24 protein-coding genes (1 of these 24 running past the window's edge) are annotated in these 25,282 nt (G+C 47.2%); 5 read left to right on the top strand and 19 right to left on the bottom strand.

All coding sequences use genetic code 11. The features are described from left to right. From glpX to NSQ68_RS11545, 7 genes are all read right to left on the bottom strand, one after another. On the bottom strand, positions 1-701 hold the 5' portion of the coding sequence (gene glpX, locus NSQ68_RS11575) for a class II fructose-bisphosphatase (RefSeq protein WP_307350357.1). The gene continues 277 nt to the left of window position 1, outside the view; only the first 701 of its 978 coding nucleotides appear in the window; its start codon is at positions 699-701; its stop codon lies beyond the left edge, outside the window. 147 nt (positions 702-848) lie between these two features. Beyond that, the gene (locus NSQ68_RS11570; RefSeq protein WP_039275150.1) at positions 849-1,652 is read right to left on the bottom strand and encodes a pyruvate, water dikinase regulatory protein; all 804 of its coding nucleotides are present in this window, start codon (positions 1,650-1,652) and stop codon (positions 849-851) included. 13 nt (positions 1,653-1,665) lie between these two features. Continuing rightward, positions 1,666-2,280: a helix-turn-helix transcriptional regulator gene (locus NSQ68_RS11565; protein ID WP_223822107.1), complete on the bottom strand. Its 615-nt coding sequence runs from the start codon at positions 2,278-2,280 to the stop codon at positions 1,666-1,668. 238 nt (positions 2,281-2,518) lie between these two features. After that, positions 2,519-3,730 carry an ABC transporter permease gene (locus NSQ68_RS11560; protein WP_029518436.1) on the bottom strand — a complete coding sequence of 404 codons (1,212 nt, stop codon included), beginning with the start codon at positions 3,728-3,730 and terminating at the stop codon, positions 2,519-2,521. Next, entirely contained in the window at positions 3,727-4,446 is a 720-nt protein-coding gene (locus tag NSQ68_RS11555) for an ABC transporter ATP-binding protein (RefSeq protein WP_342428881.1), read from the bottom strand. Before NSQ68_RS11555 ends, NSQ68_RS11560 begins: the two co-directional genes overlap by 4 nt. 6 nt (positions 4,447-4,452) lie before the next feature. Next, complete coding sequence (locus NSQ68_RS11550; RefSeq protein ID WP_029518438.1) at positions 4,453-5,913, bottom strand: efflux RND transporter periplasmic adaptor subunit; 1,461 nt, start codon at positions 5,911-5,913, stop codon at positions 4,453-4,455. A 13-nt stretch (positions 5,914-5,926) separates the two neighbouring features. Continuing rightward, on the bottom strand, positions 5,927-7,090 hold the full coding sequence (locus NSQ68_RS11545) for a TolC family protein (RefSeq protein WP_342428880.1): 1,164 nt from the start codon (positions 7,088-7,090) through the stop codon (positions 5,927-5,929). A 319-nt stretch (positions 7,091-7,409) separates the two neighbouring features. Here NSQ68_RS11545 and NSQ68_RS11540 point away from each other — a divergent pair, with 319 nt between their 5' ends. Beyond that, entirely contained in the window at positions 7,410-7,598 is a 189-nt protein-coding gene (locus NSQ68_RS11540) for a hypothetical protein (RefSeq protein ID WP_013370989.1), read from the top strand. Between the two features lie 155 nt (positions 7,599-7,753). Here NSQ68_RS11540 and NSQ68_RS11535 read toward each other — a convergent pair whose 3' ends face one another. The 3 genes from NSQ68_RS11535 to NSQ68_RS11525 form a co-directional block, all read right to left on the bottom strand. Further along, positions 7,754-8,077: an MGMT family protein gene (locus NSQ68_RS11535; RefSeq protein ID WP_029518440.1), complete on the bottom strand. Its 324-nt coding sequence runs from the start codon at positions 8,075-8,077 to the stop codon at positions 7,754-7,756. Positions 8,078-8,192: 115 nt separating this feature from the next. After that, positions 8,193-9,353 carry a GDSL-type esterase/lipase family protein gene (locus NSQ68_RS11530; RefSeq protein ID WP_342428879.1) on the bottom strand — a complete coding sequence of 387 codons (1,161 nt, stop codon included), beginning with the start codon at positions 9,351-9,353 and terminating at the stop codon, positions 8,193-8,195. A 231-nt stretch (positions 9,354-9,584) separates the two neighbouring features. Further along, on the bottom strand, positions 9,585-10,007 hold the full coding sequence (locus NSQ68_RS11525; RefSeq protein WP_342428878.1) for a hypothetical protein: 423 nt from the start codon (positions 10,005-10,007) through the stop codon (positions 9,585-9,587). A gap of 169 nt (positions 10,008-10,176) precedes the next feature. Here NSQ68_RS11525 and NSQ68_RS11520 point away from each other — a divergent pair, with 169 nt between their 5' ends. The 4 genes from NSQ68_RS11520 (at position 10,177) to NSQ68_RS11505 (ending at position 14,045) form a co-directional block, all read left to right on the top strand. After that, the gene (locus NSQ68_RS11520; RefSeq protein WP_342428877.1) at positions 10,177-10,602 is read left to right on the top strand and encodes a CHRD domain-containing protein; all 426 of its coding nucleotides are present in this window, start codon (positions 10,177-10,179) and stop codon (positions 10,600-10,602) included. A gap of 318 nt (positions 10,603-10,920) precedes the next feature. Continuing rightward, positions 10,921-12,111: an acyltransferase gene (locus NSQ68_RS11515; RefSeq protein WP_342428876.1), complete on the top strand. Its 1,191-nt coding sequence runs from the start codon at positions 10,921-10,923 to the stop codon at positions 12,109-12,111. Positions 12,112-12,221: 110 nt separating this feature from the next. Then, positions 12,222-12,923, top strand: a complete 702-nt coding sequence (locus NSQ68_RS11510; protein WP_342428875.1) for a response regulator transcription factor — start codon at positions 12,222-12,224, stop codon at positions 12,921-12,923. Between the two features lie 15 nt (positions 12,924-12,938). After that, positions 12,939-14,045: a HAMP domain-containing sensor histidine kinase gene (locus NSQ68_RS11505; RefSeq protein WP_342420067.1), complete on the top strand. Its 1,107-nt coding sequence runs from the start codon at positions 12,939-12,941 to the stop codon at positions 14,043-14,045. 12 nt (positions 14,046-14,057) lie between these two features. Here the strand turns inward: NSQ68_RS11505 and NSQ68_RS11500 are convergent, their stop codons facing one another. The 9 genes from NSQ68_RS11500 to NSQ68_RS11460 all read right to left on the bottom strand — a co-directional run bounded on the left by NSQ68_RS11500 (position 14,058) and on the right by NSQ68_RS11460 (position 25,282). Beyond that, complete coding sequence (locus NSQ68_RS11500; protein WP_342428874.1) at positions 14,058-14,813, bottom strand: lactate utilization protein; 756 nt, start codon at positions 14,811-14,813, stop codon at positions 14,058-14,060. Then, complete coding sequence (locus tag NSQ68_RS11495) at positions 14,806-16,326, bottom strand: LutB/LldF family L-lactate oxidation iron-sulfur protein (protein ID WP_342428873.1); 1,521 nt, start codon at positions 16,324-16,326, stop codon at positions 14,806-14,808. Before NSQ68_RS11495 ends, NSQ68_RS11500 begins: the two co-directional genes overlap by 8 nt. Beyond that, positions 16,323-17,051 (bottom strand): (Fe-S)-binding protein, encoded by a 729-nt coding sequence (locus NSQ68_RS11490; protein WP_250261482.1) that lies wholly within the window; start codon positions 17,049-17,051, stop codon positions 16,323-16,325. Before NSQ68_RS11490 ends, NSQ68_RS11495 begins: the two co-directional genes overlap by 4 nt. A gap of 269 nt (positions 17,052-17,320) precedes the next feature. Further along, a complete protein-coding gene (locus NSQ68_RS11485; protein WP_069291831.1) occupies positions 17,321-18,079 on the bottom strand; it encodes a DeoR/GlpR family DNA-binding transcription regulator in 759 nt (252 codons plus the stop codon). Positions 18,080-18,099: 20 nt separating this feature from the next. Continuing rightward, positions 18,100-19,575 carry a rhamnulokinase gene (rhaB, locus tag NSQ68_RS11480; protein ID WP_342428872.1) on the bottom strand — a complete coding sequence of 492 codons (1,476 nt, stop codon included), beginning with the start codon at positions 19,573-19,575 and terminating at the stop codon, positions 18,100-18,102. After that, positions 19,572-20,792, bottom strand: coding sequence for an L-rhamnose isomerase (rhaI, locus tag NSQ68_RS11475; protein ID WP_342428871.1), 1,221 nt, complete (start codon positions 20,790-20,792; stop codon positions 19,572-19,574). Before rhaI ends, rhaB begins: the two co-directional genes overlap by 4 nt. Positions 20,793-21,127: 335 nt before the next feature. Beyond that, positions 21,128-23,197: a bifunctional aldolase/short-chain dehydrogenase gene (locus NSQ68_RS11470; protein ID WP_342428870.1), complete on the bottom strand. Its 2,070-nt coding sequence runs from the start codon at positions 23,195-23,197 to the stop codon at positions 21,128-21,130. A 304-nt stretch (positions 23,198-23,501) separates the two neighbouring features. Beyond that, complete coding sequence (locus tag NSQ68_RS11465) at positions 23,502-24,143, bottom strand: acetyltransferase (RefSeq protein ID WP_342428869.1); 642 nt, start codon at positions 24,141-24,143, stop codon at positions 23,502-23,504. Next, the gene (locus tag NSQ68_RS11460) at positions 24,140-25,282 is read right to left on the bottom strand and encodes an aminotransferase class I/II-fold pyridoxal phosphate-dependent enzyme (RefSeq protein WP_342428868.1); all 1,143 of its coding nucleotides are present in this window, start codon (positions 25,280-25,282) and stop codon (positions 24,140-24,142) included. Before NSQ68_RS11460 ends, NSQ68_RS11465 begins: the two co-directional genes overlap by 4 nt.

Raw genomic sequence — 25,282 nt, 5'->3', positions numbered from 1 at the left:
TGAGGCAACAAACGGCCCTGGATTTCTCCGCCCATGCATTTCAGCGCTGCAGCGGCCAATACACCCTCAGGAGCGCCACCAGAACCGATATGCAAATCTACACCGCTATCCAGGCACGTTTCAATCGCGCCCATCACATCCCCATGGCCTAGCAATTTGATACGAACTCCGCTTTCCCGCAGAAGCTTGATGATCCCGGCGTGCCGTGTACGATCCAGAACGGACACGGTAAGATCAGACAAGGATTTACCGAGTACTCGTGCAGCTTTTGACAATGTGGTCGGGATTGGGTCCTCAAGTGACAGCTTTCCAGCCAGCGCCGGGCCAACGGCCATTTTTTGCATGTACATATCCGGAGCGTGGAGTAGACTACCACGAGGTGCAGCAGCAATGACCGACAGAGCGTTATTCAAACCATTTGCCACCGTTTCGGTTCCCTCCAGTGGATCGACAGCAATGTCCATAGCTGGTCCTCTGCGATTGCCTACTCTTTCCCCGATATACAGCATGGGAGCCTCATCCATTTCGCCTTCGCCAATGACGACCGTGCCGTCCATGGATACCGCATTAAAATGAGTGCGGATGGCTACTGTAGCCGCCTCGTCTGCGCTATTCTTATCTCCACGCCCTGTCCATTGTGCTGATTGCAGTGCCGCTGCCTCTGTTACCCGAACGAATTCCAATGCCATTTGACTCTCCATACCTATCCCTCCACCTCTCCTAAAATAATTATTACCCTTAAGCAAATGAATATATTTAGGGCAGCTTTGCTGCAATCTTTCTATTTATCTATTAAACTCCTGTATCCTACGATTTTAATTTTTAGTTATATGAGCAGCTACTAGGCTCTATAACATTCTGATAATTAAACCTGCCGTCTCTTCAATCGCCTTATCTGTAACATCAATAACCGGACAATTCAGCTCTTTAAACAAAGACTGCGCATACGCTATTTCCTCTTCCACTCTCGTCGCTGTAGCATACTGCACATTATTAGGAAGCCCCATAACCTTTAGTCGCTCACTGCGTATTTTCAACAGTAACTCTGGCTCGATCGTTAATCCGAACACTCGACCACGCTGAACATCCTTCAACTGAACAGGCGGTGTCAGCTCCGGTACAACTGGTATGTTGACCGTTTTATAACCTTTATGCGCGAGAAACATGGATAAAGGGGTTTTGGAAATACGGGATACTCCAAGCAATACAATATCCGCTTTGAGAATGGCGCTCACATCTTTGCCATCATCGTATTGAACCGCAAAATCCAAGGCCTCTACACGCCGAAAATAGTTGTCGTCCAGTCGGTGCAGCAGACCAGGCTTCTCTTTGGGATCGTTATGGAACGTATCGGCAAACGCCTGCATCATCGGTCCCATAATATCGACAGCCCGCACATTCAGCCGGACAGCCTCTTCTTTCATCGCTTCTCTCAATTCCGGCTGTACCAGCGTATAAGCTACAAAGCCTTTACGCTCGGCAACTTCCTCCATCACCCGGCTCAGTTCGTCTTCATCCCTCACGTTCATAAATCTTTTGATCTCTGTGTCCGGTAACTCAAATTGGCGCATGGTCGCCTGTACGACAGCTTCTGCCGTCTCGCCAATCGAGTCTGAACAGATCGCTATAAAATGACTGCTCGCCTGAACCATTCGATTCCTCCCATTAATCCTCTGCTACCATATCGAGCAACATTTTAATAATATTTGTTTTTGTAATACGTCCCACGACTTTCCAGTGCTCTCCTGGCTTGTCGGAGTCGGAAGGGACGACGACAGGCAGGCTGTCGATTTGACGGGCAATAATTTTGCGTGCTGCCTCTAATACCGTATCCTCTGGGGAAACGGTGACAACATTCGCCTGTCGGGTCATCACTAGGCTGACAGGAATGGTTGCTGCATTGGGATTCCCTAACGTTACCTTAAGCAAATCCTTGCGGGAAGCTACCCCTGCCAAATCTCCGTCTTCATCGGTGACGATCAAATTGCTCACATTTTCCAAAAAGAGAGCTACAACAGCTTCCTGAATCGTTGTTGTTTCACGTACGATGACTGGAACCCCGTGAAGATCGCCCACCTTCATTTGCAACAGCCGGAATTTTTCCTCCCGGTTCGGCGTGCCCCGCTTTCCAACAAAATATCCGACCTTGGGCTTTGCATCTATGTAATTCAGAATGCCCAATTTGGATAGGTCGGTCCGAATGGTCGCCTTGCTGAGATTAAGCATTTCCGCAATCTGATCCCCGGTAATTGGGGCATGCTTTTGTACGATGTTTAAAATTTCTACTTGTCTTGCCGTAAGGTCGATGATGAACGTCCCTCCTTTTTTTCTTGCGATCTAATATTGAATATAATACGTCATATATAACAATAAATCAACCTTAAAAAGCATATAAAACATCACATATATAAAATTAAAGTGGTTATTCATGTCTTTCTATCATTTAAAACACTTATTCAACACAAAAAACGGGCACTTTACACCCTGCTCTTTCGAGTAAGGCGAAGTACCCGCTCTCTTATTCGTATCTTAAAGCATCAATTGGACGCAGTTTCGACGCCTTCCGCGCCGGATATACTCCGAACAACACTCCGACTGCCATACAGCACAGAAAAGAGTAAAGCACGGGCTCTATCGAATACACAATTGGCATTTGGACGAATTTCTCGAGCAGTTTTGCACCTCCGAGACCCACCATTACGCCAACCAGTCCACCCATCAGACTGAGAAAAACAGCCTCAGCCACAAACTGCAACATAATGTCACTACGTTGCGCACCAATCGCTTTACGAATCCCGATCTCCCTCGTACGTTCCGTGACGGACACCAGCATAATATTCATAATGCCGACACCTCCAACGCCAAGCGCAATTGCAGCTACACCGGCCAGCAGCATATTCATAATCCGATCAACCCCGGACACTGTTTTTAAGATTTCCGTCTGGGTCATGATCTGAAAGTCATCGCCCTCTGATGGCTTTAGCTCATGTCTGACACGTAGCACCTGCCGAATTTCAGCACTTGCCTGATCAATCTTCTCCTCTGATGTTGCGGAGGCGTTCACCTGCTGAATACTCATATTGCCTAGCCGTTCCATCCCCGTTGTAATCGGTACATATACCTGCTGACCGCTGTTACTCATATTGGAATTGGAATTTGCCAGCACACCGACCACCTTAAAAGGAAGCTGTTTGATCATGATCGTCTCACCGACCGCTCTGGAGGCATCCGGGCCAAAAATATTACGGGCCGCATCACTCCCAAGCACGGCCACATTCATTTGTTTATCCACTTCATAGTGGGTAAACGACCTGCCTTGAGCTAGTGACAGCTTTCTCACATGAACGAATGCCAGTGAAGTCCCCTCAATTTGTCCGCTGACCTTATTGCGACTCCACGTAATATCTGCATTGGTCATAGCACTTGGTGCTACCTCTGCTACTGCTTTTTGCTGCTCTAGCGCATCGATATCTTTTAGAGATATTCCTTTCGTCTGATTGAACGACATGGAGCTAGAGCCATCATATGGAGCATAAGGATAGATCATCAGCAGATTATTTCCCATACTGTTGATCTGAGATGTAATCGTAGCCGTTGATCCTTTACCGATGGCTACAATCATAATCACAGCGGCCACTCCGATAATAATGCCCACCATGGTCAGCAAAGACCGCAGCATATTGGTTCGCAAACTATTGAGCGATACACGGATAATTTCCTTAAACTTCATGCCTTCACTTCCTCTGCCGCCATTCTTCGTTTCCCAACAGGCTGATCCTCTTCAATCCGCCCATCTCGAAAATGAATCAGACGTTTGGCGTATTCCGCAACCTCCTGATCATGAGTAACCAATACAACCGTTTTCCCCTGATCATTCAGACGCTGAAAAATCCCCATTATTTCAACACTTGTTTTGGAGTCCAATGCGCCTGTCGGTTCATCCGCCAAGAGAATGACCGGATTGTTCACAAGTGCGCGGGCAATGGATACCCGCTGCTGCTGACCGCCTGACAATTCGTTCGGCCTATTGTTCATCCGATCGCCTAGACCTACGCTAGTGAGGGCTTCCATTGCCCGCAAACGACGCTCCTTGACAGGAATACCCGCATAGATCATAGGCAGTTCCACATTCTCCAAAGCCGTTGCTCGCGGGAGCAAATGGAATTTTTGAAATACAAATCCGATTTTCTGATTACGTATAATAGCCAGTTCATCCTCGCGGGCATCTAATATCGAATAGCCATCCAAATAAAATTGTCCCGATGTAGGTAAATCCAGGCAGCCGATGACATTCATCATCGTGGACTTGCCTGATCCAGACGGTCCCATGATCGCAACAAAATCACCGTCAGCAATATCAAGTTGTACCTCTCGCAGGGCATGAATTTCCTGATCTCCGACCTGGTACACTTTTTTCAAATCCTCAATCTGAATGACGTATCTCATACCCGTTTAAAAACCTCCCTGCATACCGCCCATAGCGGAAGGGTCCGGTGGAGGTTCAGGAGCAGGCACAATAAGCGTGTCTCCCTCCTTTACACCTGACTTGAGCTCAACTCGATCTGGCGTGTAAAATCCGAGTTCTACGGGCTTGAATGTGCGCGCCCCCGGATTTGCAGCATTATTAGCGGAAACGTACACGCCATCCTGTCCCCCTTCGGATCTCAGCGCAGTCGCAGGTACGAACAGTACATTTTTGTGTACTCCCAAAATAACGGCCACATTCATAATCATGCCTGTTTTGAGCTTGCCTTTCGGGTCATGAACAGACAGTTCCATCAGATACGTCGTCATCCCTTCATCTGTAGAGGCTTCCGGTGAGACGAATTGCACCTTCCCTGGAAATGATTCACCCGGATATGCATTGGTAGTCAACACGGCTGAAAGACCCTTCTTTACTTTGACAATGTCGGTCTGACTTACCTTCACAACCACCTTAAGATCGTTGGAATCCGAGTTATTCATGACAATGAATGGAGCTGTCGGACTGGTCCCTACATCCCCGTTCACCTTCAAGATTACCCCGTCCCAAGGTGCTGTGACCTGAAGCTTGTTCAATTCATTTTTCTTCTGCTCCAGTTCTGTCGCCTGTCTTCGAACCTCTATCCGTGAGGCTTGAATATTGGATGCATCAGCCGGAACCTGAATTTTACGAAGCTCTGCCATTGCCGTACGGTAGCCGATTTCAGCCTCTGAAATGGTGCGACGTTTTTGCGACATGATTTTGCGGAACTGCAGATCCAGACCATCATAGTCCGTCTGTGCTTTATCCAGTGCTTGCTCTGCCTGTTCCAATTCACTGTTGGACACCGCCCCGGCATCATGTAAAAACTTTTGGTCTTCATATGCCTTTCGCGCCTGTTCCAACTGCTTTTGGGAAGTTTTCTTCTGACTTTCGGCTTCTTCCAGCTCAAATGATTCTTGCGCTGTATCGATAGCCATTTTGGCCCGAAGTACATTTGTTTTCTGAATTTCAATGTCCTCTGCCTTCGGACCTTTCTCCAATTCAGCCAGCTTGGCTTTGGATATTTCCAAAGTATCAGACGCACTCTGAATTTGCATTTTAATTTCAGAACTGTCCAGAAGAGCCAGGACTTGTCCTTTCTTCACTTTGTCTCCGGCCTTCACGTTTACCGCTGCCAGCTTATTTTCGCCTGCGCTTGTAAAATTCAACTTCACTTCCTTGGAAGCCTGTACGGTACCGGACGTATCCAGCTTCTCGCTCACATCGCCGCGTTCTACTTTAAGCTTCTCATCCTGAACCAACGGTGCCGCCTGTTCTTTGGGCAGATTTAGGTATACTGCTGCTCCGCCTCCACCGACAACCAGTAGAACAATTGCAGTCCAGATCCACTTTTTTCTCCGTTTTCTTCGTAACTTGATTAAAGCGTCATTTAAAACCGTTTCTGCCAATGCCTTTTCCTCCCTATGTGCTCCATGGCTTGTTCAACGTATACTCATTTTGATCCAACTCGATCGCAAGCTCTTCCATTTGCCGTTCAATCTGGTTCACTTTCAACTGATTATTTTTCAATTCCATCTCGATAATTAGACCTCTGGTCCACTTTTTGCGTGATAATTCCAAGGCCTCTTTTGCTGTACGCAAGCTTTCTTCCAGTTGTACGTATTTCTTTTGATTTTCCTTAACCGTGGCATACAAATTGCGGAGAGATTCGGCAAAATCCTTTTGACCTTTGTCGAGTTCCTCCTTAGCCGTATCCACATCCATTTTGGCTAGATCATAAGCACCTGTACCACTGTTAAAATCGAAATATCTCACATTAAGCTCCGAAGTTTTGATGCTATCCTCCAGCTTCCATAAATTTGGATTCATGTCTGTCAGCTGTTGTATATGTAATTCGATATCCAGCTTCTTCGGTTCCTTGTACACAGGTCGATCGACCAATTCATAAGCTGTTCCATTAGGCTGTCCCATGAGGAAGTTCAGAGCATCCCTGGATTTTTGCAACGCAATTTTCCCCTGCTCTACGGTTTGCTGAGCCTGGCTTCTGGCCTGTATACTCTCGTTTTTCGCATACTCAGACAGCTTGCCGCGCGCAAATTTGGCGAGTGCAATCTTTTCCTCCGCTTGAGCAATTTCAAGCGCTTCCAGATCATTTTTCACCTGATTCTCTGCCACGAACACACTTTGATAGCTTTTCATCACATTAAAATAAATCTGGTCTTTGGCGAACTGCGCCTGCTTTTTGCTAGCTAAATAAGATAGCGTCGAGGAACTGTAATTTCTCCATGACGTTTCATCATCAACATACTCATTGTCTATAAAATCGACAGGTGAATTGCCCAGATCCTTTTCTGCATTTTTCAGTTCCATTCTGCGACGCTCTACGTCCCGTTCAGCGGTACGTGTATTGTAACTGTTCGTCTGTGCCCATTCCGCGGCCTGCTTGAGTGTTAATGTAGGTAAAGCCTGACCCGTTACGGATGATGTCTTCGATGGAACCGCAGCAGATGGATTAACTGACGTACTTGATGCTACATTTCCTGATAAACCCTCAGCCTGTACAGTGGAGGCTAAGCCTGATGATAATGACAATACAAGCAGCACGGCCGCCGCTTTTTGCTTCATAGATGAATCTCTCCCCTTTCGGTGCATTTTTCGAATCTTTTCCGTTTTTTTCGACATAAATTTCCACAAACTCTTTGCATTCTAATTGTACTTTCAGGTTTATGTTGGTACAAGGTGTCAAAACAATACATTTTTGTAACCTTTGTTTCCAGATTACTCGCTTTATACTACTTTTCGTCCAATCAGATATGGATTCAACCTATTTTTACCTGAACTTTACCTAATTTTCAGCTAATTTTAAGGAAACCAACAGCATCTATTAAGGTTTGGAACATATACTAGAGAAAGAATAACAGCCGCTCACTGGGAGGGTTAATAGATGATAAAAGAATCTCGTATGACAACCACTAACGAACCGTCTGATTTGTGGATGACTCGCTTTTTACGTGAATCAGAGCAAAAAAAGAAACAACTCATCCGGGAAGCTCGGAAAAATAACGATATACCGCTTATGAACAGCATTTCTTTTCACCTTGCCCAACGGGATCAGCAGCATCTTATCGGATAAAATGACAAATGAATCTTATGCTATAAATAACAGATTACCTCTAGTTATCTGCTTCGTATGCTAGATGAAAAAGACCGGGACAAATCGTTAATTGATTTGTCCCGGTTCTTTATGATGATCAAATCTAATATAAAACCGCATAGCTTGTTCCGCGCCTATTCTTCCATCTCCGCCTGCGGATCATAGAGATATTGATCCAGTGGAATGCGCCCGTTTTCGTTAAAACGTATACCTTCCTCCTCCAAATACAGACGCTGCAGGGATGCGGACTCATCCTCCTGCAAAGCAATCTCCCCCAGACGGTTGACTACTCTATGCCAAGGAAGTCGATGTTTTTGGCTCAATGTATGTAAAATCCGCACCACCTGTCTGGCACCTCTTGGGCTTCCGGCCTCTGCCGCAATTTGACCGTAAGTCATTACTTTTCCCTCAGGGATCAACAGTATAATTTGAAGCACACGGGCAGTGAAAGGCTGCATGTTCTAATTCCTCCGCATTACTATTGCTTTTTCAATAATTATAGCACCCTGAACAGAGGCTAAAAACCCCTGCTCCTACGAATGTAAGAAGCAGGGGAAAACCCATCGTTTAAATTTAGAATCCGCTCAGACCCTGCCTTTTTAAATCCTGTGCTACCAATCGGGCCAGTTCTCTTGCACCTTCATAGTTTGGATGGAGTGTATCGCCGTTCATATACAAGGCCAGTGTAGCGTCTTTACCAATAGAAGTGAAATAAGCTGAGCTAAGAACATTCAGATCGACTAAAGGTGTTTGTTCCTCTTGAGCCAGCGCCAAAATAGCGCTTCTATACCATCTATTTTCTGCGTTGTGTACATGGTTAGCATTAAAGTCAGTGGCTCGTCCTTGCGGAGTTGACAGGATTACCGTCGCCCCCTTGGCCTTAACCTGCCGGATCATATCCCGCATCCAGTCCTTAAACTCCGCTTCGCTTTCATTATGCATTGGATTGGTGTCATTAATGCCCAATTGGAGAATGAAATAATCCCCCGGCTTGATATATTGGACGATGGCCTCCAACTGACCGTCCTGGTGGAAGCCTCTAGCAATTTGGCCTCCTGACGCCATATTGCGAATTTGAAAAGTATTCGTGTTCACAAACTCTGGCAGCAGTTGACCCCATCCCGCCTGCACGCTGCTATCTAGCGGATAATAGTTACAAACCGTAGAATCTCCACCGATATAAATCGTTCGATTCGTAACCGGATTGCTAGATAATTGCTTGATTTCCAATGCACTGAGTGTGAAGACCGCGCCCTCTTTGCCTTCAGTAACCAGCAGATTTAGCTGTCCGTCTGTCACTGGAATTTGAAAGCGATCCTTAGCCCCATTCCCTGTCATATTAATGACCTGATGTACCCCTTCAGCCGCAATACTCGAACGAGAGGTATCTCCTAAAGTAACCGACACCTCATACAAACCAGGAGGAAGATCAACGTCAAAAGTATTCTCGCTTTTCGTACCTGTAGCCAGGAACCGTACCGCATCACTTGCCACTCCAGTCCCCGAAGCACTGACATTACGCATATTCTCAGGGGTACGAAAGCCATAGCCACGTGCTGAGTCATAGGACAGCGAAGCGCTCACTCCAGTATAACCCGTTTCGACCGTACCTCCACCAAAATCAAACTTGTACTCGCCAGCGGATGCATGTGCCGGGGTAGCTATGCCCACACCTGGTGCACCACATAAAAAAGCTGCTAAAAGCATACCAGTCAATCCTTTTTTCCACTTCATTCTTCATTCCTCCTCCAAATTTTTAATTGTATGAAGCAAAGGATATTTCGTTTTTTTGTAAGCGCATACATAAAATTCTACCCATTGTTGCAGGGTTATACCTATGTAATTCTTATGCAAAAGAAAAGTAGTTTATTCGTTAAGCTGAAACTTGTACTTGTACACAAAAAAGCTTCGCAGTTACAACTGCGAAGCTTTATGAAGCATATTTCGTATATCAAAATTACTACATTAATCCGCAACCAGAATTCCGTCAAAGCTCTCTGGACCTACTCGTACTGTACCCAGCAGGTTAGAAGAAACAAAAGCTGTATAAACCAATTGTGGTGTAATCGGCGGGTTAAAGTCATCGGCTGAGAACGCAATAACCTGTGGAGCTAATAAACTCAAACTAAAAGTTGACGTAGCCGAATAAACGAGAGGATCGGTTGGCAAGGTACCTCTTACAATGGTGATCGTAATTCCGACTAAAGCAAGCGGAAGTAGAACTGATATGGTTCCTTTAAGCAGAACCCGTGCCGTACCTGTAGCTCCCAGTGTGTTTAATCCGATCTGCCCAAACAATTGAGGCGTATTCAAAACGGTGATCGGAATGGAAATAGAGTTTGCAAATGAGGCATTTTGAGATGTTCTTCCATCAATAAATGTTCCCATGGTTTTTCCTCCTCTCTCTACCAGATACTATTAGACTATGAAAAAGTTTGTTTTGTGCTTGGACTGAATAACTTGTAAAACACACAACTTTGGATGAATAGGCGAATGTACAGCCCTTTCTCTGGCCCTGTGAATACACTAAACCAACACTGGGAAAAGGAGGGATGTCATGTCTAATAAGTTTAGAGCCATTTTAAGGGGGGCTAATGAAGTGCCTCCTGTCAAAACAAATGCGACAGGAACCGCCGAATTTCGTTACCGTCAAGCTAGCCAGCAATTAAGCTTCGAACTGACTGTGCGCAATATTTCACGGGTAACTGATGCGCATATTCATCTGGGACGAAGAGGTGAAAACGGACCTGTTGTTGCTACACTGTTTGGCCCTTCGAAGTTTGGAATCACCGTAAAAAGAGGGGTTGTTACTGGCGTGCTTCGTGCATTTGATCTTATCGGTCCGCTCAGAGGCAGAACCATTAATGATTTGGTATGCCAAATTAGAGAGGGCAACGCCTACGTCAATGTCCACACGATCCGTCATCCGAACGGTGCCATTCGTGGACAAATCAGACGCGCACCTATCAAACGTTGCAAATAACGAATGAACATGAGTATTAAAAAGAACTTCCAAGCTGCTCATTTTGAGCCTATGGAAGTTCTTTTTAATTCAGGATTTTGCAAAATTCGATTCCAGTCGCTCCGAAGTGCAATATATAGACGAACTAAACCATTTCGATCTATATCTTGTTCATTGGAAGTCGCTTATGGGATTTTTGCAAAATCCTCAATTCTTAACAAAAGTTAAGAAGTTCATAAGCGTTTCTTAAGCCGTTCCCTTTCAGGTTGTTAAGAACTTTATCTTTTAATAGAAAGAGTTCAACAAGATACAGTTCACTCCTGAAAGGAAATGAAGCTTATGAAGCCTAAGACCAAAGAAAAAATTCCCGAATTGCAGTTGGTCAGAGCCATGGCGATTTTAGCCGTCTTGATGGTACATGCCACTTCTTATGCAACGGTTCAGCTTACAAATTCCAGTCTTTATGTTGTATACAATGCGCTCAACGTATTGATGAAGTATGGAACCCCCGTATTTATCGCGCTTAGCAGCATGGTGCTGTTCTACAACTACAAGGATCGTCCGATGGGACGACAGCTCTTAAGCCGCTTTTATAAGCAGAGATTGCTGTACATCCTCTTACCTTACGTCATGTTCTCTCTATTTTATTTCATCCTGTCCCTTATGGCTGGCAGCTCCGAACGATGGAGTATAGCCACGCTTACGAAAAGCTTTGCTCTGAAGCTGGCCACTGGCAAAGCTTATACACATTTGTATTATATTTTTATCATGATGCAATTCTATCTCGCATTTCCATTCGTACTGTGGCTGTTTCAGCGTTATCGGCAACTTCCACAATGGTCTATTGTCCTTGGGCTGTTGGTACAGTGGTCATTTGTAATTGGCAACAAATTTCTATTTCAGGTTCAAAATAAGGGCAGTTGGGCACTGTCTTATATAGCCTGCTACATGCTGGGTGCTGCTCTCGGTTACTACTACCCACAGCTGAAAACGTGGTTTCTGATGCGTAAGGGGGAACGAAGTGTTGCCGGCGTGCTGACATGGATCGCAATTTGGGCTTTATGGCTGATTTCAGCCACCATGCATGTCTATATGTGGTATGAAAATAGAATGTACGGAATCTCGTACAATTCGCTAGTTTTTGAACTTATGTATAATATGTACAGCCTGTCTAGCACGCTGGTAATACTACAGATTTCCTTTTTAATGTTTAGACGACAATATTCCTTTGTCACTCGCAAACTGGAACGTCTGGGCACACTGTCGTTTGGTGTGTATCTGATTCATCCGTTCTTCCTGCTCCTGTATCGGCAGTTTTCACCACATATCGGTTCTCCGCAGCTTATTCATGCGTGGTATGCCGGAGGTTTTTTCTTTGCACTTCTTTGCTCTTGGCTCGTCGTGTCGATCATCTCCCGTTTCCTGCCATTTGCTTGGATCTTGTTCGGTCAACTACCAGAAATAGAAAAAAGACAATTCAAGCAAGAAAACCGTATTTCTTCAACTGAAACAGCACTATCCAAAGGCTGAAGACCCCAAGCAAGCGAACTGAGATGAGTGTCCATAGCCTCCATCTTTAAAAAGGTATATAATACGCCCATATTGTTTACTGCTAGAAAGAACAGAAAGGGTGCACAACCATGCATAACGGAACCATTTTATTAGTAGACGATGAACCTGAAATTATTAAGCTGATGCAAATTTATTTGGAAAATGAAGGATATCGACTGCTCATGGCACGGGACGGACTGGAAGCGCTGGAGCAAGTCAGTCGGGAATCGATAGATGTGATGGTGCTTGATGTGATGATGCCCAATATGGACGGGGTTGAAGCTTGCATGAAGATCAGGGAAACCGAGCATTTTCCGATTATTATGTTGTCTGCGAAGGGACAAGATATGGACAAAATCACAGGACTTAGCGTTGGAGCCGATGATTATGTCACTAAGCCGTTCAGCCCGTTGGAGCTGGTGGCACGCATCAAATCCCAGCTGCGCAGGGTACGAAAATATACCCACTCCTCCCCTGCATTGGAGCATGAAATGATACTGGATGAACTCTCCATTAATTCTGCTATGCATGAGGTCACTCTCGCCGGAGAATCCATAAAGCTGACCCCGCGCGAATTTGCCATTGTCGAGCTGTTGGCCCGTAATCGTGGTCAAGTACTGAGCATGGAGCAGATCTATGAAAAAGTGTGGAAAGAGCAATATCTGGAATCCAACAACACGCTGATGGTTCATGTGCGTAAAATTCGCGAGAAAATTGAGACTGATCCGAGAAAACCCAAATACCTGAAAACGGTGTGGGGCATCGGCTACAAAATGGAAAAATTCGATTAATGGAGGATTTACGTCTTGAAGGCAAAACGATATGACACGTTGGGATGGAAGCTGGCAGCCCTTAGCCTTGCCGCTTTCGCTCTAACCGGACTGATTTTGATGGTGTTTTATTATGGAGCATCTTTGCTGCTATGGCTGAACCCTTCCCGTTCATTTTTTGGCACCCGTCTGGTTCGCTGGACCGTAAATCACATTGGATCCCCACTGATCATGCTGGTGGGCGGGTTACCTACATATATTTATTTCTTTTTCCTTTTTACCAAAAATACGATTGGCTACCTTCGCGAAATTACGACGGGGATGCAGGAGTTTGCTGATGGAGATCTGTCCTATACGATTCCTGTTTCTTCAGCGGACGAGCTGGGTACCTTGGCGAAAAATATGAACACCATGGCGGACAAGCTCCGTCTCTCACTGGAAGAAGAACGGGCTTCCGCCAAAGCCAAAAACGACCTGATCACCGGCGTATCTCATGATCTTCGTACCCCGCTAACATCCGTAATCGGTTTTTTGGAATATATTGAAACCGACCGCTATCGGGATGAAATTGAGCTGCGATATTATGTGAACATTGCTTATGAAAAGTCATTGACGCTTAAAAAGCTGATCGACGAGCTGTTTGAATACACGCGTGTGAGCGGTGGCAGTCTGCCACTGGAGCTGGAGCCTGTAGATCTCGGCAAATTGCTCACTCAGCTTGCTGAGGAATTTGTACCCTCGCTGGAACAGGCGGACATGTCCTACCGTGTCCGAATCGTCGAGCCTGTTCGGATTCTAGCCGATACAGACGAGCTGGTACGCCTGTATGAAAATTTATTTTCTAACGCTATTCGGTACGGAAAAGACGGCAAACGCCTCGATATCACCATAGGACGCGAAGACGACGAGGCGGTGGTAATCTGCACCAACTACGGCACCCCAATTCCTGTGGAAGATGTCCCGCACTTGTTTGAGCGGTTTTACCGGGTGGACAAATCACGCTCCAAGGAAACTGGAGGCACCGGGCTAGGCCTTGCGATTACAAAAAGTATTACTGAGCTGCACGATGGCCGCATTTCGGTTAGGAGTAATCGCAGACAAACAGATTTTGAAACCCGTTTTCCCCTGTATCATGCTCGTTAGGCGGTCTACACGCTAGCCCACTAACAACGTATAGACGATGCCGGGGCCATGGACACCAATCGTCAAATCATTTTCAATATCCGACGAGCGGCTCGGCCCAGTAATAAAATGAATGCCTGCGGGCAGTTTCTCACGCCCGATTTCGTCAAAGCGGCTTAGAATCTCGCCCAGTCGTGTTCGCAAGCGCTCTACTGGCAAAAGAATGATCAGTGCGGTTGGCAAAAGGCTTACCGCACGGCCTTTCTCCGGCGAGGATAGCACCGCTACCGAACCGGTGTAAGCAGCCGCTTCGTCGGCGATGACGATGCCAATATCCGCCTCGGCAGCGCGGGCCTTCCAGTCCTCGACTGGATCGGTGTTCCACACCGATAAACGGACTTCCGGCAGCGCCGATTCTAGCTGGAGCGCATCCAGATCCGGCTCATTCTGCCGGACGATATAGGCCGCTCCCAGCTCTCGCGCTTTGAGCGCGATCCAGTCTGCGGTCTGCTCCAAATCCGGCAGACGCACGACATGCCCGCCAACACTTGTAAAGTTGGCGGTAAACTCCTCGATGCGCTGCTCCGCGCTCCATTCGAATTCGTGCCAAAATGCAGGTGCCCCGCGAAACAGCTGAACTGGCGGCTCGGTTTGTCGAGGACGCTTGAGCCGCGTCGCGATGCCGTCCATAAAGCGTACTTGCTTGGCACGGGATTCTGCTTCCATTTGCTGAAGCCACGCTTCATGGGCTGCTTTTGCTTGCGCAGAAGGATTACTCTGTTCACTCATGCTGCGTCCCTCCTTTACTTCTATCTGCCAAAATCTTCTCCATGCGGCTGAGAACATCCAGCTGCATCACGTTGCGTTCCTGCTCCAGTTTATACTCCAGCGTGTTCCATTGCTGACGAAAGGATTTTTTCGCCAGAGAGGGGGCTACGCGGCACGTATTCCATCCCTTTAGCGGGCCCAGCTTAAGGGTAATTTCGCCCTTACGGACGACCGCTTTCTGTGCAATCTGCCCTAGCCGAATCGCCGCTGCGAATCGCTTCGAGCTGGAAACCACTGTCGCAAAACCTTTCATTCCTGCCGTTTCCAGCTTATCTCCTTGTCCCGCCTCCACCTTACGTCTACGCAAATATACCAGCATATCATGCAGCGGTATTTTGACCGGACAGGCTTCATAACACGCACCACACAGACTGGACGCACTCGCAATATCGTTCCACTCTTCGATGTTGCCATGAAGGGCAGGCGTAAGCACTGCACCGATAGGGCCACTATATGTCCCGCCATACGCGTGCCCGCCGATGTGGCGGTACACCGGACAGGCATTCAGGCAAGCACCACAGCGAATGCAATTCAACAGCTCTTGAAACTCGGGATTGCCTAGCTGTAGTGAACGTCCGTTATCTACGATGATGATGTGCATTTCGTCAGGCCCATCAGCATCTTGGCTGCGCCGAGGGCCTGAAATTCCAGACATGTACATGGTCAGCTTCTGTCCGGTAGCGGATCGTGGCAGTAATGTAGCCATGACCTCCAAATCCGTCCAGGATGGAATAATCCGTTCCATGCCCATCAGCGTAATTTGCGTTTTGGGCAAAGTGGATACCATTCGTGCGTTGCCTTCATTTTCAAACAGAACCATGGAGCCTGTCTCGGCGATGGCAAAATTACACCCGGTCATGCCAATATCCGCTTCTAGAAACTTTTCACGCAGCTTTTTGCGGACAAAGCCTGCCAAAATCGTCGTATCCGCGGACAGTTTCTCCCCTGCTTCTTTGGATAACAGTTCGGCAATCTGATAGCGGTTTTTGTGAATCGCCGGAATGACGATATGAGACGGGGGCTCTCCTGCCAGTTGAATAATATATTCACCGAGGTCACTTTCAATTGTCTCGATATCCGCACCCTCCAGCGCCTGATTCAAATGTAACTCCTCCGACACCATCGACTTGGATTTGACGACGGAACGAGCTTGGCTATGCGCAGCAATATCCAGTGTAATACGTACGGCATCGGCTGCTGTGTCGGCAAAATGGATATGCATCCCGTTGGCGCGGGCATTTTCTACAAATAGATTTAAGTAATAGTCCAGATGGGCAATGGTATGAAGACGAATTTGACGGCCGCGTTCACGCCATTCTTCCCAATTTCCGTGCTGCTCTGAAGCCACCCGCTTACCGTTGCGCAGCCGCTCTGTAGTGAAACGAACTGCATTCCGCAGAAAATCATCATTGAGGGCCAGCTCTGCGCGTTTCTTAACCTTTTGGTTCATGGAATGTGAATGTACGGCGGTCATGCGTGCTTCACCCCTTCGTACAGCAGCTCAGCCAGATGCATCACCCGAACCGGTTCTTCCCGATACCGAAGATTTCCGGCAATGTTCATCAAGCAGGCCATATCCAGTCCGACCAGTACCTCGGCTTCGGTCTCCCTGATGTGGTCCACTTTTTCAGTCACCATCGCTCCCGAAATATCCGGCATTTTCACCGCGAAAGTCCCGCCAAAGCCACAGCAGTCCTCAGCAAAGGGAAGTGGTACTAATTGCAGCCCCTTTACACTACCAAGCAGCTTCATCGGTTCCTCCTTCACGCCGAGTAAACGTGTGCCATGGCAAGACGGATGGTAGGTTACCGTATGCGGAAAAGACGCGCCCACATCGGTCACGCCAAGCACCTGCACCATAAATTGCGTAAACTCGTACGTCTTTTGCTCAAGCCTCCGTGCCGAATCGAGCCATTCGGGCTCATCCTTAAACAACTCCGGGTAATGATGAATCATATATGTGCAGGAACCGGAGGGGGATACGACAAAATCGCTGTCGTTAAACGCTTTCAAAATCGTTTTGGCTGCAGCCCTCGTTTCATCCCAATACCCGCTGTTATAGGACGGCTGTCCGCAGCATGTCTGCACCTTCGGAAAATCCAGCTGAACACCATATCTGGCAAGCAAGCGTGCCATCGCTTCCCCCACCTTGGGATAAATCGCATCACTCAGACAGGTAATAAATAAAGATACCTTCATACGGAACACCCCTTCCGTCCATGGAATTGCTATTACTTTATAACTGAAAAGTTACCTTTAGTGCCACTGCGCAGTCGGATGTTGCTTCCCATCGCTGTTGCCCCCAGATTTTTTTACTCAATGCTAAAAATCCGGGGAAGTGATAATTTAGAAGCTTGCAGGGGGATTCTCATTTATAACTTTTTTACATCATCAAAGAATTCCCCTGCAACAGCGATCGTAAGATTAAATGAAACGCAAAGCGGCCTTCACCTTGGAAACTCCCCGCTTTATACAACCGTAACTGGAATAGCCAGCTCCGCAAGTTGACTGCGAATCGGGTCCGACAACCGTGAATCTGTAATGATCTCGGACACTTGCGACAGGTTCACGACATGCGTAAACGCCTGCTGCCCAAATTTGCTCGCATCCGCCAGTAAAATCACACGGTCTGCAATGCTGACCATTTTCTGCTTCAAACGAGCTTGCAGTTCATTCGATTCGCTAATACCGCGATCCAGATGAACCCCTTGGCTGGAGAAAAACAATTTATCCACATAATAGGTTTCTAGTGAACGCTCTGCGAGCGGGCCTACATATGACAACGAGCGTTGAAGCAACTGCCCCCCCGTCGAAATGACCTCGATTTTTTCCTTACCCGCCAGCTCTGTAGCTACCCGAATCGAATTTGTTAATATTGTCAAAGGAATATCCGGTAAGCTTGACGCCATATACCAGGCGGTTGTGCTAGCATCCAGCAAAATACGATCATTCGGCTGAATCTGCTTGACCGCTTCTTCGGCAATCCTACGCTTTTCCTCTGCGTTCATAATTTCCCGTACCGTATAGGGCGTTTCAGGTTGCTCGTTTTTGACACTGACCGCTCCCCCATGCGAACGGCGCAGTCGTCCCGCCTGCTCCAGGCGGTCCAGATCACGGCGGATCGTTTCCTCCGTTACTTTGCACAACTCACTCAATTCGGACACCCGTATGCTTCCTTTTTCATTAACGAGCTGCACAATCATCTCATATCTTTCTGCGACCAGCATGGCAATCTCACTCCACATCTTTAATGTACAAAAAGTCCCGCCACTCGCCGGAATTGTCCGTAGGCATCCTCCCACGCTTCTGACTCGGCAGGTTCATATTCCTCCACGGAAATAGAATCTGCGATGACCCGGCGTGCTTCCCATATATCGGCGAACTTTCCCTGTGTCATCCATTGTACCGCAAGATTGCCGATTGCGCTCGCTTCTGCGGGTCCAGCCCACACGGGTTTTTGAATTGAATTGGCCGTCCATTGGCACAGCAAGCGATTTTGAATCCCTCCTCCGACCATATGCAAACCATTAAACCGTTGTCCTGACACCCGTTCCGTAAGCTCCAAAATGTAACGATACTTTAACGCCAGACTCTCCAAAATACAGCGCGTAATCTCTCCCGGCGTCTCCGGCAACGGCTGCCCAGTGTTGCGGCAATATTGGCGAATACGTGTTTTCATATCCCCGGCGTGCAGAAACAGTTCATCGTCCGGGTCAATCAAAGAAGTGAATGCTGGAGCCTGTTCTGCCATATGAACCAGTTCGGGGAAGGAATAGGAGTATCCCTGCCGCTCCCACTCTCTGCGCGCCTCCTGTAAAATCCACAAGCCCATAATGTTTTTAAGCAGCCTGTAAGTTCGACCGACCCCACCTTCGTTCGTAAAATTAAAACGAAGCGTATCGTCATTGATTACAGGCTGTGCTGTTTCCGTTCCCATCAGGGACCATGTTCCGCAGCTCAAGTACGCAAACGAGCGCTCCAGCGCAGGTACGGCTGCCACAGCAGATCCCGTATCGTGCTCTGCTACTGCAATCACAGGAATCGCTCCGATGCCCAGATCGGTCATGACCGAGGAACGGATCGTTCCTGCAACATTTCCTGGCTCTAGGACCTCTCCAAACCAGGAACGGGGAATGTTGATTCCAGACAAAAGCTCATCATCCCATTTTTGCTGCAACGGATTATATAATTGCGTGCTGGTCGCATTCGAAAACTCATTGTACATTTCACCTGTCAGAAAATACCTCAGCAGATCTGGAATCATCAAGAAATGCTTTGCCTGCTCCAACAACGGAGAACTCGCATTTCGCATAGCAGCCAGCTGATAAATCGTATTAAACGTCAAAAACTGAATGCCTGTACGCTGAAAAATGAACTCTTTTCCCAGCCGTCCCTGTATTCCTTCCATCACCCCGTGGGTATGCCAATCCCGATAATGATAAGGGTTCCCCAGTAATTCTCCGGTTTCCCCAATTAACCCAAAATCGACCGCCCAGGAGTCAATCGCAAGACTGGACGGATTCACTCCCATATGCTTGGCTTTGAGCAATCCTTGCTGAACCTCGTGATACAGACGCAACAGATCCCAGTGCAGACGTTCCCCAACCTTGACCGGATCATTCGAAAAGCGATGGATTTCCTCCACCACTATACGTGAATCTGTCAATTCTCCGAGTAGAACCCTGCCACTGCTTGCCCCCAAATCATAAGCGAGGATACTCACCAGCTTGCACCACCCTTGCCTCTTTGTAAAATCTGCGTGCCATAATTAGATGCCAAGTAGGCTTTCATCGGGTCTGTAGGTAATCCCTGCTCTTCACGGATCGCTCTGAGCAATGGTGCCACATCAAACTCAAACGCCTGGCGTACAGCATCCTCTGCACCCAGCACATCCTGGCGGTTTGCTGCATCTTCCACCTCTGCATGATTAATCAAGAGTGCCTTTGCGTATTGAGTCTGCACATTCAACACGGAGCGAATCATGGCCGGGATTTTGGATTCAATATTGTGCGACTGATCAATCAAGTATGCGATTTTGTCCACGGTTTGGCGGATATCAGCTTCTATATCCTGAGCGGCATTTAAAATTTGAAAAAAGATCAAAAATAACTCATACGGATTGGCTGAACCTACAATCAGATCATCATCTGCATATTTATAGCTATTAAAATGAAACCCACCTAGTCGCTGCTCATCAATTAGAAATGCGACAATATGCTCCACGTTGGCTCCCGGCAGATGATGCCCTGTATCCACCAGCACCTGTGCCTGCGGCCCCAGCTTGGTTGCGTAATTGTACGCCATGCCCCAATCGGCAATATCCGTATGATAAAAGGCTGGCTCGAACGCCTTGTATTCAATCAGCATGCGCATGTCAGGTGTGAGCGCCTTATACATTTCACTGAGCGCTTCCAGCATCCAATTTTTCCGTTTGCGAATATCCCCCTGACCGGGATAATTCGTTCCGTCTGCGAACCATAAGCTAAAATCGTTAGAGCCCGTTTCCTTCGCAATATCCACGCATTCCAGCAAATGGTTGATGGCTTTGCGGCGGATGACCGGGTCTACATTGGTGACACTGCCGAGCATGTAGTCCTCGTCTTGAAACAGATTGGGATTCACTGCCCCAATCCGCAGACCGAGGCTTTCGGCATGACTGCGAAGCTTGCCGTAATTATCTACTGTATCCCACGGAATGTGGATCGCAACGGATGGACATAAGCCTGTCACAGCATGAACCTGCGCGGCATCCTCCAACTTTTCGAACGGATCACGCGGCACACCTGTTTTCTGAAAGACTTTAAACCGTGTACCTGAGTCGCCATATCCCCAGGATGGTGTTTCTATGCTAAGCGCTTTCAGCTTTGCCTTTACTTGCTCCAGGTCAATGCCCCGTTGTTGCTGTTGCTCCTCGAATAAGGCGTACGCTTTGTCACTCATCGTGGTTCCTCCTAGGAAAATAAAGTGAGTTACGGGAGGCCGCTTCGCGTGCGGATTGTTCTTCCGATCGCTGTTGCAACGGGATTTTTCATTTTATAACACATGATATGGTTAAAATCCCGTTGCAAAGGCGAACACTTCGTTTCTTCAGAACAATTCCGCCCGCTCCGCTGCTGACCACCCATAAAGTCACTTCTATTTTTAAAGTGTTAGTGTGTATATAAAGGATGAGAACACGTAAATACGTTACATTGCTTATTTACGTGTTTTCCAAAGTGTTTTACAACCCTTTGAAACTATCGTCATGTGGCTTACATAGGTTCGTTTTAATTCGGCTAGCGTGTAAATGCTGCGGGGACGCCACCGTCGATGGTCAGCATACAGCCTGTCGTTTTCTCTGCCTTGGATGAGGCGAAAAAGGCAATGCCCTCGGCGATATCCTGCGGGTAAATGTTGACCAGCAGCGTCGTCCGTTTGCGGTAATGCTCCTCCAGCTGGTCGGGCTCGATGCCGTAGGCGGCAGCGCGCTCGTTGCGCCAATTGGAGTTCCAGATTGCCGAGCCTTGCAGAATGGCATCCGGCAAAATGGTGTTCACGCGGATACCATGTTCACCACCTTCTGCGGCAATACAACGGGCTAAATGTGCTTCCAGCGCCTTGACCGAGCTATATGCCGTTACATTTTTACCTGCGTAGACCGAGTTTTTGGAGCCGACGAACACCATGCTGCCACCAAGTGTCTGCTCCTTCATGAGCTTGAACGCTTCTCGTGCAACCAGAAAATAACCCGTTCCCAGCACATTCACATTTAAATTCCATTCCTTTAATGAGGTTTCATCGAACGGACTGGATGTAGCAAGGCCTGCATTGTTGACGATGATATCTACACCGCCATAGGTCAATGCCGTTTCTGCATAGGCAGCCTGAATTTGCTCCTCCTGAGTCACATCCATTCTTACGGCGATGGCACGGTTTTCTCCGTAGCTACTATTGATCTCTGCGGCTACCTTTTGCGCGCCTTCCAGATTCAGGTCTGCCAGTACGACATGTGCACCTTCATCCACCAAACGACGTGCGGTTGCACTGCCAATTCCGCCCGCACCGCCTGTAATGAACGCAATTTTACGGGAAAATTCAGCTTCTGCTGGTGCGAGTGACAGCTTATAAAGCTCCAGCGGCCAATATTCCACGTTATATGACTCGTTCTCACTCAGCGAAACAAACTCTCCTAACGCCGTTGCTCCTCGCATGACAGCAATAGCACGATGATACAAGGCACCGCTTACCTGCGCGTTGCTCCAGCTTTTTCCTGTGTTGATCATACCAATACCCGGAATCAAAATTACACGTGGCGCAGCCTCAAACATAACATCTCCCTCATGCCGATTGCCCTCGAAATAAGCTTGATACTGTTCCTTATAGGCCGCTATACCCTCAGCGAGCTTAACTTTCAAGCCCTCTACGTCCTCCACATTCGGTGTCCAATCTACATAGAGTGGCTTCATCTTGGTATGAACCAGATGATCCGGGCATGCTGCCCCAACCTGGGATAAAACAGCAGAATCTCGGCCGTTCACAAACTTCAACACATCCTCCGCGTCATCAAAGGTGAGGATCATCTTTTTCTCATCACTGACTGCACCCCGGACGGATGGCATAACTTGGGACGCAATGCTTCGGCGCTCTTCAGAAGTAAGCGCTTTATATTTTACGCCTCCAAACGCCTGCTTTTCCTCTTGACGAGCTTTAATATAGCTTTCTGCTTCTTGAATGATTTCGATTGTTTTCGCATAAGCCGCTTCGGATGTGTCTCCCCACGTAACCAGACCATGCTTTTCCATCAATACCAATTCAGCTTGTGGATGATCGATTACACCTTGGGCAATCATTTTCGACAGCTTAAAGCCAGGACGGATATAAGGCACCCATACAAAACGGTCACCGAAGATTTCCTTAGCCATTTCCTTACCGTTGTGCGCACAGCACAAGCTAATAATCGCGTCTGGGTGTGTATGATCGACATGTGTAAAAGGCAGAAAAGCATGCAATAGCGTCTCAATTGAAGCCCGTGGATGCCGGGCATCTATCATACAGTTCGCCAAATATGCGACCATATCCTCGTCAGACATATCTTCCCTTTCAAATAAAGGACGAATATCCTCCATACGAAGCCCTGTGAAGTTATGCGCTTTCATTGTTGCGAGATCGGAACCGCTGCCCTTAACGTACATCACTTCTACTTCACGCCCACGAAAATCTTGTATCATCGTTTTGGCCGAAGTGTTACCGCCTCCCCAGTTGCACACACTCCTATCTGTGCCAATTAGGTTAGAACGGTATACGAGCTGTTCCAGCATGCTTTTCTGCTCAGATGCTTGTGAAGAAATCCACAGACTTTGTACCATAGGAAAAAGACCTCCAAGTTTAGTTTTAGTTTTGAAATGCTTTATTACAGTGGTTATTCTTTGTTTATGGAGACTATAACACTTTTGTTTTGATTTGAAAATGAGTAATACAAAAATAATCAAAAATAAATTTTAATTTTATCCATCTTAAAAAGGAATATATTCGTCTAGCTTAAAATATAATAAGGCCGTGCCGGATCAGGTATAAGGACCTTTTCCGGTACGGCCTTTTGACAGGTAAATCACTTCATTACCAAGCATATTGCTACGAATTTGATTGCGCTCTGGTTCAAAGGAAGGAGGCTTAGGGCATATCAAGTCGTTTTTTAACGACTGCTGGTACACCTGCAGCCATGGTAAAGCTGGGTATATCATCTTTAACAAAGGCACCTCCACCTATCATAGACCAACAGCCGATGTGACATTTCTCTCGTACCGAGGCGCCGACCCCGATATAGGCTCCTTCATCTATGGTTACGTTACCTGCCAGATTCACGCCGGGGGCTATGGTTACATAATCGCCAATAACCGCATCATGACTCACGTTAACACTCCGATTGATAATTACATGCTGTCCGATTTTAATATTGTCCGTCAGGATAGCCCCTTCAAAGATCATGCTTCCTTCTCCAATGGTGTTTCTTCGAGACAAGCGAACACGGGGATGTATTAGCGGAGCTGCGATACGAAATCCCGCTTGAATTGTATGATGAACGAATCGCTTCTTTAATGCCGGGTCACCCACCCCCGCACATATCAGCTCCACCTCATATTTTAATGCTTCAATGTCATTTAACGTTCCCAGTACAGGAACGCCATTTACGATCTGCCCTTTTGTCTCAGGCCGTTCGTCTAAAAAACCTGTCACATGAACTCCCAGCTCTTCACATAACCAGTTGACTTCCCTCGCATGTCCGCCCGATCCCCAGATAACGATTTTTCTCATCCGCTCGCCTTTCTTCCCAAGTTCCCTAGAACGTTCACAATTCTTCGAACGATCATCTCGTCCAGCTCCTCCCACAAGGGCAGGCTGACAATATGTTTGGCAATATGCTCGGTAACATGAAGAGTAGAATGGAGATAACTTTGGAATTGTTTTTGCTGATGGCACGCCGGAGAAAAATAGGTTCTGGCTTCTATTGAATTAGAGGCTAATAACTTAACGACCTCTTGATTCGTGTGTGAATCTGGACTAAGAATAGGGATAAATTGATGAACAACCGATCCTTGCGTTTTTTGTATAGACCATCCTCGTTCTAATAAGTCTGCTTGGAGCAGTTCTTGAAGATAATATTCGTAGATAGTCCTTCTATTCTCCCGTACAGTCTTGAAATGATCAAGAGTGGCTAAAGCGATAGCAGCGGTATACTCAGATATTTTACTGTTTAGACCTTGGATGACAGACTCCCTGCTGCTGGAGAAACCAAAATTTCCTGCCTGACGAATCCGCTTGATGAGATCCTGATCCATACTATATACTAGGCCACCCTCTCCAATACCGAAGGATTTGGTGGCATGAAAGCTATATACGACGGCTCCTCCGAAACCTTTGCCAAAATGCGCGTTTTCTTCCTCCGAAGTCATAGTTCCAAAACTGGCAGCAGCATCAATGACTACCGGAATTCCCTGCTCCTGCAGCTTATTGTATACGGATAAATCAATGGCTGTGCCAAAAGTGGCATAAGGAACGATTACCGCAATCTCATCTCCCAGCAGCTTGACTGTCTGCTCTAACTGCTCCCTGTTCATTTGCCAATTCTCCGGTTCAATGTCAAGGAAGTAAGGTTCTAACCCGCACCACTCAGCAGCAAGTGGGGTGGCAGCAAAAGTAAAACTTGGCATAACTGCATATTTGCCCTGTGGTCGCTTGCTGTGAGCGATCGCCAAAATCAAGCCGATGGTAGCGTTACTAACGGTCACAGCCGAACCGATTCCATCAAACATTTGCGCAATGACTCGCTCTTCAAACAGGTTATTTAAGGGGCCATAATTGGAGTAAATCCGCGTCTCTTCTATTTTCTCGAAATTGGCAATAAATCGTTCCTTTTTTACTAAACTAGGTCGTAAGAAGGGAATTTCAAACAT

It is taken from the genome of Paenibacillus sp. FSL L8-0158 (assembly GCF_038592965.1).
Taxonomy (GTDB): Bacteria; Bacillota; Bacilli; order Paenibacillales; family Paenibacillaceae; genus Paenibacillus; species Paenibacillus polymyxa_D.
The sequence above is the reverse complement of the archived record's forward strand: the minus strand, read 5'-3'. Positions and strand labels throughout refer to the sequence as shown.